Origin of the sequence: Mesorhizobium sp. M0590 (assembly GCF_040320905.1) — a bacterium.
In the GTDB taxonomy this organism is placed as follows: Bacteria; Pseudomonadota; Alphaproteobacteria; order Rhizobiales; family Rhizobiaceae; genus Mesorhizobium.
Genome location: NZ_JAMYQN010000028.1, coordinates 45,221 through 53,999 on the forward strand (window position 1 = coordinate 45,221; position 8,779 = coordinate 53,999).

The following is an 8,779-nucleotide window of genomic DNA, read 5'->3' on the forward strand; positions in this document are numbered from 1 at the left end:
GGCCGCCATAGGACTCGGCACCACGTTCCGACTGCGGCTCGCGAGGAAATATAGGTCCATGTGCGATAGAGCTTGCCGTGTTAGCGCATACGCACGGTCAGGTGTGCACGCCGGAATTGACCGCATCGATACAGTCAGGCTCGTCGCCGGCCGGATCGCTGCGCACGAGTGCATCGCTCGTCTGACCGGAAATCCTTGCAGCGGCTACAACAACGCATATGCCATCAGCGCCGAACCGAAGCGGAAGCGCGGCCGGGTCTTGTCGGACCGCACCCGAACCTTGCGCTGGATCGCGTCGTTGCTCAATCCGGGCCGTGCGAGCGATCTCCTCGCTCGTCGACCGGAAGGCTGTGCAGCAGCAGCCAAGCCGAACAGCCCGATGTCGCGGACTCGACAAAACCGACCACGGATGTCGGTTGTCGGACGTTGTCCTAAGAATGATGGACAGGTGATCATCAGCGGCGGGCCTAGTGCAGGCTGGCATTGCTTGGTGCAGCGCCATGGGTACGCCTATCCGGCACGCGACTTGCTTCGACAATTTGATCAGCAGGGCATCAGCAGTGCGTCACGGAGCTCAGAGGTGATTGACCAGCCTCTCAACCCTAACGGGGATAAGCGGCGGCTTTGCTTCATGACCGCAGCGCGGCGGAGATGCCCCTTCTGATCGACTTCGCAACCGATCTCATCCGCGCTGGTGCAGGTGGGCTGTATCAGGCGACAGAATCTAGAAGGCGCCCGACAAGAGACGTGCCCATGCTGGAAATCGACTTTATGAACAGCGGTGCAATCTCAATCGAGCCATGAACGCCAATGTAGAGAAAACAAAATGGCGACCAACCCCGTTCCAGATCATGTCCCGCCCGAAATGGTGAGGGACTTCAGCCTGTTTACATCGCCAGGGATGCCACCAACACCCAACGGGGATCCACACGCAGCTGTCGCTTGCGTACATGACGGGCCTCCGATCTTTTACTCCCGCTACAACACGCAAGATGGCCGGGGTACCTGGGTCATCACCCGTGCCGCGGACCAGCGGAAGGTGCTGCAGGACGCAGAGACTTTTTCCAGCCATCGCAGCATCTTCTCCTCCATACTGGGTGAAAACTGGCCGACGATCCCGCTTGAGCTCGATCCACCGGCCCATGGCGTCTTTCGCTCACTGCTCAATCCGCTGCTTTCGCCAAAGCGGGTGTTGGCTTTGGAACCGGCTGTCCGCGAACGGGCGGTCGAGCTGATCGAAAGGATCGCCGCGTCGGGCACAAGCTGCGACGTGATGAAGGATTTTGCCTTTCCTTTCGCGGTGAGCACCTTTCTTCGCTTTCTGGGGTTGCCCGATGACCGACTCGATACATTCGTCGGCTGGGGGAAAGATCTGCTCCACGGCGACGATAAGGAACGACCTGTGGCTGCCCGGACGATCGTGGCATTCATCGACGAACTTGCAGCCATGCGCCGCCAGGAGGCGGTTGACGATTTCATGAGCTTTATCGTGCAGGCACAGGTCGAGGGCCGCCGGCTGACGGACACCCAAGTCCGCGGCATCGGCGTGCTTGTCTTCGTCGCTGGGCTCGACACGGTCGCAGCAGCTATAGGCTTTGACTTGGCGTACCTCGCGCGCAACCTCAAAGATCAGCAATTGCTGCGGAGCGAACCGGACCGCATCCTGCTCGCAACCGAAGAATTGCTGCGGGCCTATCCGCCCATTCAGTTGATCCGCGTGGCTACGAAAGATATCGACTTCGAAGGCGCGCCGATCCGGAAGGGGGACTATGTTTCCTGCGCCACGATGATTGCCAATCGTGACCCGGCGGAATTCGAATGCCCCAACACAATCGATTTGGAGCGGGAGGACAACCGCCACGCAGCGTTTGGCTATGGTCCCCACCGTTGCCTTGGCTCACACCTTGCCCGGCGGGAGATTGTCATTGGCCTGGAGGAGTGGTTGGCGCGCATCCCGGCTTTCAGGATTAAGCAGGGTACGGCTCCGATAACTTCTGGCGGCCATGTGTTCGGGATCGAAAATTTGATCCTGGACTGGTCTTAGGCCCGCCCCGACACGGGGCACAGACAATGGAGGCAGCGCCATGCGCATCATCGTCCAAAAGGCCAAATGCCAGGGTCACGCGCGATGCGCGGCGCAAGCGCCGGACATCTTCAAGCTTGATGACGAGGGCTACATCCTGCCTGGTGACATTGAAGTTGCGGAAGGGGAGGAACTGCCTGCATCGCGGGGCGCGCGATCCTGTCCTGAACGTGCGCTGGAACTCACCCGCTGCGCGCTTTGAGGACTCATTCAACCGAGAGTCTGGCGGGCTTGAACCATGTGGCCGCACTCAGCACGCGACCTCTGTCCCGCACGGTTCACGTCCAACTCTGCAGGGGCATTTCCGGCGCCAGTGTTCCCCGTGAGGCGCAAACGGCAGGGCAGGGGTTCGCGAACCCCTCTTCCAATCACAGAATTTGCGTCAGAGCCGATGGACCAGACGAGAATTGCCGAACTACTCGACGCGAGGCGACCCGGAGTGCCATACCGAAGGACTGCCCGACCCATGTTGCGGCAGGCCGGGTCTCTGCATGATTTGATAGGACGAAACCAGGAGAACGCACCATATTTGCCCAACATTATGCCCGGCTCAGCACCGGCCAATGGCCGCACATCGAGCTGGAGAGGAGGTTCGACCAGCATGTGCTTGCCTGTGTGCTTTCACGTGCGCTCGAGGAGATCGAGGCCGGCGAGGCGACGGTGACGGAGGCAACCGGCCTTTCGCGCGCCGAGCTGCGCGATATCCTGGCCCGCTGTTTCCCTGCTATTCCTATCAAAGCGTTTGCCTTGGAAGAGGTGAGCGAGCCCGAGCCGGATCCGGAGGAAGAACTTCTGCGCGGACTGCTGCTGGAGCATGCCCGGCCGGGCGACCCGGCGAGCGCCCGCTTCGCCAAGATCATCGCCCGGCGTGCCATGCGCAATGACCATCTCTGGCAGGACCTTGGCCTTTTTAATCGAAGCGACCTCGGCTGCCTGCTCGCCTCGCATTTTCCGACGCTGGCGGCCGGCAACACCCAAAACATGAAATGGAAGAGATACTTTTACCGCAAGCTCTGCGAGGCCGAAGGTTTTTCGCTGTGCAGCGCGCCCAGTTGCCGGGAATGCAATGATTTCGAAAGCTGCTTCGGCCCGGAGGAAGGCGAAAGCCACCTCACACGGATCAAGAACGGCATCGCCTCGGATTGAGAGCCGCTTCCGTCAGTCGTAAGCCCCAGCGCTCGCGCCGCGCCATATGTCTCTTCTCGAATGTCGACTGACGCCTTCGGGGATTGAATGCTGTGCCTGCTGCCCGATTGCTCGCCATGCTCGCTTCGGCGGGCGCCGTCATGATGGCGGTGCAGGATGCGACCCGCACCATCGCCGCCGAGCAACTGGTATTCTCCGGGCCGTTGCTGCTCGCCTGCCTGGCGGTTGCGGCGCCTGGGCGGCCGCGGTTCACCGCCGTCATTGTTCGCGCTGGTGCACAGTTTCGCCTCGATCACCCATTGGGGCGGCCAGATTGTCCGTCAGCACGAAGGCATTTAACTCTACGTGTCGTATTGGGGCAGCTATGCGCCTCAAGTAGGACGTTCAGGCAACCTTGTCTTCGCCCAGAAGCGGACATTGCGGCTGATACCAGCGAGCGGTGGGAATGCGCCCTCTATCGGTCGTTGAATAGTCTTGTCGTCCCCCAAACCTGCAGATCGGCTGGCACGACGACTATCCTTATAAGCGATAAATTTAACGAGCACTCATCAAGAGCCGCTTGAACGTTTAGCCCATTCGCAAGCTGATGACTCATCCCAATCGTGCTCGACGTCATGCAGGTTCTGTTTCCCGCCGTTTTGTCGCCAGGGGATCGCCGAAGACGGTCAGCGCAAGGCGGTTTGCGGGGGACTTTCCGAGGGCGCGTTCGACGGCCTTGTTGCCTTCGAAGTTCGCCTCGATCACAGTCGCTCCGGCGGACCACGCGTCCATAAACGCAGGCAGCCAGTAGGCGGGGACGCTCGCATTGAGCGGCCACGGTGATGCGACTACCGCCGAACAGCCCTGATCGAGCAGTTCCTTTGCAAGCCCAGTCGTTGTGTCGGCCATGGGGTGTTTATCAAACCTGCCGGCGCTACAGACAAAAAGAACGACAACGCCTGCATTGCACACAGCGCTCGATGTTGCGTCGGGGGTAAGCCTCATATCGGCATCATCTGCGACAACCCGAAAGAACCGGCCTTCCGGAATGACGCTTCCGTGCGCCGTGACTATTGCCAACTCGGCACCTTCAAGCGGTCCGGAACCGCAAGCCCTGTGTGGAGGTCGATCGAGTGGTCGCGAAGCGTGCCGCTGAGCCGGTCGGCAGCATTCCGAGAGTCTGAACAGCTTCCGGGTCGTCCGAGATGGGAATCCATGCCAACGGTGCACCAGTCCTTGCCGGGCGGTTTCTTGCCTCATTAAGCCAAGAAAGGGAGGGTGCGGCCGCCACGGGGACCTGCAGGCCGAGCAATTCGCCGGATGCCATGAGCAGGTTCGCAGGGAGTTGCTGCAGCGCAACATCGGCAACAAGCAGAGCGGGCGTCGTCGGGGCGGCGCTGATCCCAAGTTCGCGCATGCTGTTGTAGAACACGTTCGGATCGTCTGAATCGAACGGCGTATTGGTACGGGTACTGTTCCCCCCACGTGTCGAACGCTGCCTTGGAAAAAACCTCCGCCGGTTCAACTATCGTAGCCGACAACTCGCCACCTTCTGCGGTAACGCGCACCACACGGGTTGTATCCGCCAAACCGAGCAAGTGACGCTGATACCGGCGCGCGAGATTTCTTTCGTGATTTCTGCAGGCTCCTCGATCAAGCATGGAAGGGCAGAACCGCTGTCGGCGGATTGACGTTTGATTGCCTGGTCGGCGAGAAGCTCGATTGCGAACGCCGCAACTTTTGCATCGTCGCCCGCCTCCTTAGAGGCCAGCAGCCTCCGTGCCGCCATTGCCACGGGACGAACATCGTATGCCGTTTCTTCCGAATGCCGCGCGGGCTCGAGGCGCTTCGCGAAAGACAATAAATCTTTTGCCGCCGGTCCCCCTACAGACAGAGTCCGGACCATCGAAGCGTTCGGCTCGCCGAGTGCTGCCAGGGCCGCCTCCAGCAGTTCCCGCGTCCTCTCCGGTACGGCAACTCCATTGACCTCCGCCATCCGGATCGCCTGTGCCAGCAAAATCGAGACGGGGGCGAGTTCGTCATGAAGGTCGATTACGGTCTGGCAGTTATCGGCAAGAGTGGCAAGAAACTCAGCCATGTTTTCCCGAGCGGGGATCGTCATCAGCAATTCGCGGAAGCGAAGGCCAACTTCGATCGTTTCGAGGCGATGCCCCTGCGACCCCCATGGTCCGGAAGAGTTGCTTTGCAACGGGCAGAAGCGAGCGCGCGAATGCGGTCATGTTCAGGTCACGCATCAGCCGGATCAGGCCATGAGTTTCATACCATGCTTCTTCGGGGCCGACTGGCGCTTCGCATGAAAGTGCGCACGCCATTCCGACAAGCGATTCGGTCAGGTTGTGGAGGCGATGATAAATGTCGGCAAAGCGTACCATGCGATACGCGACCGCAGCGGATCATCTCCTGCGACCTGAAGGCCATGTTCTGCCAGGTTGCGAGCATGCTGGACTCGTCCGGCAGTCACATACGCGCCGCCAACCAGCCTTATCAGCATGAGATCGACGTTCGGCGCGCTTGTGTGCGGCGCGGTTGCCGCGGCGATCGCCAGAAGCTTTTGGATATAGTCGATATCCGAATCATCGCGCAGGCTTGGCTTACATGCTCGATCAATCCTGAAAGCCCGTTCATGAGCGTATCCGCCTGCCCAGTGAGAAGGGCTGTGGGTAGCGTCGTGCGGCCCAAAACAACGACCCGTTGGTCAGCTAGCCACTGCAGCGCCGATTTCAGGAAGGGCATGAGGCTTTCTTCGTAATCCGCCTGCCCCCTTGCCCGCAGGCTTGGCGCGTTGCCCGTCTGTTGCACCGAATATCGATACGGCCCCGGCTGGACGATTAACCCATCCGTCGGCAAAGTCCTGACTTTCGGTCATGCGGGTCAGCAACCGGCTGCCGACCCTGGACCACTCGGCTAATTCACCGTCGGCGGTACCGCTCTCGAACGCGTCGCGCTGCGTTGGCAGCATGGCTTCGAACGGCAGGGCATATGCCTGAGTTTCCTCCCGCACTGTTCTTACGTAGGCGGCCTTGCGTTCTTGATTTGTTCTGATATCATTTCTTAACCTACTTAGAATAATTTACCTCGATATTTTCGCAGGGGTTTCAGTTTTGTTTGTAGAGAATCTTTCTATCGGCCGAGTTGTTATGCATGAGGTATTCCAGAGGAAAGACGGGCCAAATATAGTGCCGCCATTCTACGGCAAGGAGCTCGAAATACTGGATGCCAAGGCTGTCAGTCATTTTGGGATGCGTATCACCGACGCGCTGTCCGCACAGTCCAAAAGCATAGAGATGCGGATAGTGAAGACCGAGGACGCGAGCGTGGTTGGAACCGCTCGACGTCTTGTTCTGGCAACCGACACCGATTTTCCCAACGTCTCCAATCACATGGCCGATGCCCTGGCTGACGCACAGAAATCACGAGGCATTCCCGGGGGAATGCTTCTAGTCTTCGATGGGAAAGTCGGTGGCGACGGAAAGCCCTTCGTCGGGGTGATCAAAGCGGAGATGCAGTCCGGCTTTCAACGCCGACTGGCTGCGGCAAAAGTTGTGACCGAATTCCTCGAGAACATCTTCCTGACGCCAGCCACGAGGCTCTACAAGCTTGCCCTGTTCATCTCTGAAGACGTCGCTGTCACGGCGAGCACAAGTTGGCGATGCTTCGTGTTTGACAGCAACATTACCGCGACCCGCCGAGAGAACGCGGCCGTATATTTCTACGACGGCTTTCTTGGCTGCGCCTTTCCTGAGAGCGGGAAATATGAAACCGCGAAGTTCTTCGATCTCACAAAGGAATTCGTTCGCACATCGGTAAATGACCGAGATCTCCGAAAGGACCTGGGGGACGCGCTATTCGCCTTCGTTAAGGTAGATCAGGCACCCACGTTCACCTCGCAGCAGTTCGGCGACACGTATCTGCCACCCGAATTGCGTGACCCGTTCAACAAGTTCCTCGAAGCCAGGAAATTCCCCACCAATAGGGCCGTGGTTCGGGACATCAGCGAGATGGGTGGCAGGCTGCGGCGCCGGAAGTACAAGTTCGGTCCAGACATCGAATTATCGGCGTCCCCGGACGCGATACGGAATCGCACCGTGACAATCGAGGATGTGCCGCCGGGTGATGATGCCGAAGGCGAGGCTGCAAGCTGGACCAGGATCACGGTCCGCAGGCCAGTCACCGAACAGCTATGACCACCGAGCTCGAGATCCTGCGACGCTGGGAGGCGGAGCAGCAGTACTACGATGCCTGGGGCAGGTTCGTCATCCACGCGGTCATCGACGGGCTCTCGACCCAAGTGGAGGCGCCGGACCTGTTCTTGCGCCTTCCGGTTAAGCACAGGCTGAAGGAAAGCAAGTCGCTCATCCAGAAGGCACTCTATCGCGGCAAGGGCTACCCAAGCCCGTATGACGACATCGAGGACAAGGTGGGCATCCGCTTCGTCGTGCTCACCTCCGACGAAATACCCATCGTCGAGAAGGCGATCGCCGAATTCGGCGACAAATACTGGTTCTGGGAAAAGGCTCGGGACTTCGCCGAGGAGCGAGCCCGGAAGCCTTGGGAGTTCGGGTACCAGTCGGTCCACTACGTGGTTCGGGCAAAGGCGGGGGTCGTCTTCGAAGGGGTCCCTATACCGCTGGACATTCCGTGCGAGATCCAGGTCCGCACGCTGCTTCAGCATGCCTTCAGCGAAGTTACCCACGACACAATCTACAAGCCAAGCGTCAAATCGACGCCTGAGATGATGCGGGCTGCGGCAAAGGCCATGGCGTTGATCGAAGCGACTGACGACTACTTCCGCCAAGTTGGCAACCTCATCGACGCATCGGTCAAGAGCGTCAAGGCATTGATCGGCGCCTTGTCGGTGTACTACCGAGATAAGATCGGCTTGGACGCGACTGTCACCACTCTCGACGGCGAGCTGATGGACGCCTACCTCCCACTGGCCGGCGAGAGCTCAATCGAAGACATCCTCCTTTGGCTGAACACCAAGGATTTCATATGGGAACGCATCAAGGGCCGGCGAGAGGACCAGGCCCTGTTCGCCTTGCCCTCGATCTTGTTGCTCTACTTCGTGGTGGGCAATTTTCCTAGCATCGCCACCTCGCCAGGTTTGCTGACGGACGAGGAACTCGGGCCGATATACTCCGACCTTGGCTTGGCCCTTCCGCAGTAGGCCACAAAGCCCCAAGACGTCGACGCTCAAGTCAATGGGAGGTGGGCCTTGCGAAATGAATGGTCGCTCAGAAGGGGACCTGCGCTGAAGCAGCGGCTTATTAGTCGCCCATTTCCCCCTGAGAGACGCTCGACCGAAGTAGTTGTGCCGACAGGGGCCACTATCTTGGTTCTCGAATTTGACGGCGAGTAACCGCAATGAGTTCGCCGTCCAGGACGGCAGCTTATCGCAAATCCTAGCCGAAGCCCGCCAGGCCGGCAACGGCCCTACAGCAGCCGGGCTGCAATGCGCCTCATGCACGAACATGAAGTAATCGCGGAAGCGGTGGCCACCTGAGATGTGGCGGCGATGTTCGAACATCTGGCCGGCTGGCTGTCCTCCGA

Annotated in this window: 7 protein-coding genes; 5 read left to right on the top strand and 2 right to left on the bottom strand. The window is 59.6% G+C overall.

What is annotated here, in order from left to right; all coding sequences use genetic code 11:
* Positions 1–826 precede the first annotated feature (826 nt).
* The 3 genes from NKI52_RS29935 to NKI52_RS29945 all read left to right on the top strand — a co-directional run bounded on the left by NKI52_RS29935 (position 827) and on the right by NKI52_RS29945 (position 3,229).
* The gene (locus tag NKI52_RS29935; protein ID WP_352700543.1) at positions 827–2,044 is read left to right on the top strand and encodes a cytochrome P450; all 1,218 of its coding nucleotides are present in this window, start codon (positions 827–829) and stop codon (positions 2,042–2,044) included.
* A 40-nt stretch (positions 2,045–2,084) separates the two neighbouring features.
* On the top strand, positions 2,085–2,285 hold the full coding sequence (locus NKI52_RS29940) for a ferredoxin (RefSeq protein WP_352491466.1): 201 nt from the start codon (positions 2,085–2,087) through the stop codon (positions 2,283–2,285).
* Between the two features lie 323 nt (positions 2,286–2,608).
* The gene (locus tag NKI52_RS29945) at positions 2,609–3,229 is read left to right on the top strand and encodes a nitrogen fixation protein NifQ (protein WP_352700550.1); all 621 of its coding nucleotides are present in this window, start codon (positions 2,609–2,611) and stop codon (positions 3,227–3,229) included.
* Between the two features lie 612 nt (positions 3,230–3,841).
* On the opposite strand, the gene NKI52_RS29950 is transcribed toward NKI52_RS29945, so the two are convergent.
* Both NKI52_RS29950 and NKI52_RS29955 read right to left on the bottom strand, forming a co-directional pair.
* Entirely contained in the window at positions 3,842–4,117 is a 276-nt protein-coding gene (locus NKI52_RS29950; RefSeq protein ID WP_352700544.1) for a hypothetical protein, read from the bottom strand.
* 616 nt (positions 4,118–4,733) lie between these two features.
* Positions 4,734–5,330 carry a hypothetical protein gene (locus NKI52_RS29955; protein WP_352700545.1) on the bottom strand — a complete coding sequence of 199 codons (597 nt, stop codon included), beginning with the start codon at positions 5,328–5,330 and terminating at the stop codon, positions 4,734–4,736.
* Positions 5,331–6,366: 1,036 nt separating this feature from the next.
* Here NKI52_RS29955 and NKI52_RS29960 point away from each other — a divergent pair.
* Positions 6,367–7,413 (top strand): nucleoid-associated protein, encoded by a 1,047-nt coding sequence (locus tag NKI52_RS29960; RefSeq protein WP_352700546.1) that lies wholly within the window; start codon positions 6,367–6,369, stop codon positions 7,411–7,413.
* Complete coding sequence (locus tag NKI52_RS29965; protein WP_352700547.1) at positions 7,410–8,396, top strand: GTP pyrophosphokinase; 987 nt, start codon at positions 7,410–7,412, stop codon at positions 8,394–8,396. The genes NKI52_RS29960 and NKI52_RS29965 overlap by 4 nt, the downstream gene beginning before the upstream one ends.
* The last annotated feature ends 383 nt before the right edge of the window (positions 8,397–8,779 follow it).

Excerpts from the sequence above, each read along its gene's own strand:
- NKI52_RS29935 (WP_352700543.1), top strand. The coding sequence starts at position 827 with ATGGCGACCAACCCCGTTCCAGATCATGTCCCGCCCGAAATGGTGAGG.
- NKI52_RS29940 (WP_352491466.1), top strand. The coding sequence starts at position 2,085 with ATGCGCATCATCGTCCAAAAGGCCAAATGCCAGGGTCACGCGCGATGC.
- NKI52_RS29950 (WP_352700544.1), bottom strand. The coding sequence starts at position 4,117 with ATGGCCGACACAACGACTGGGCTTGCAAAGGAACTGCTCGATCAGGGC.
- NKI52_RS29955 (WP_352700545.1), bottom strand. The coding sequence starts at position 5,330 with ATGACGATCCCCGCTCGGGAAAACATGGCTGAGTTTCTTGCCACTCTT.
- NKI52_RS29960 (WP_352700546.1), top strand. The coding sequence starts at position 6,367 with ATGCATGAGGTATTCCAGAGGAAAGACGGGCCAAATATAGTGCCGCCA.
- NKI52_RS29965 (WP_352700547.1), top strand. The coding sequence starts at position 7,410 with ATGACCACCGAGCTCGAGATCCTGCGACGCTGGGAGGCGGAGCAGCAG.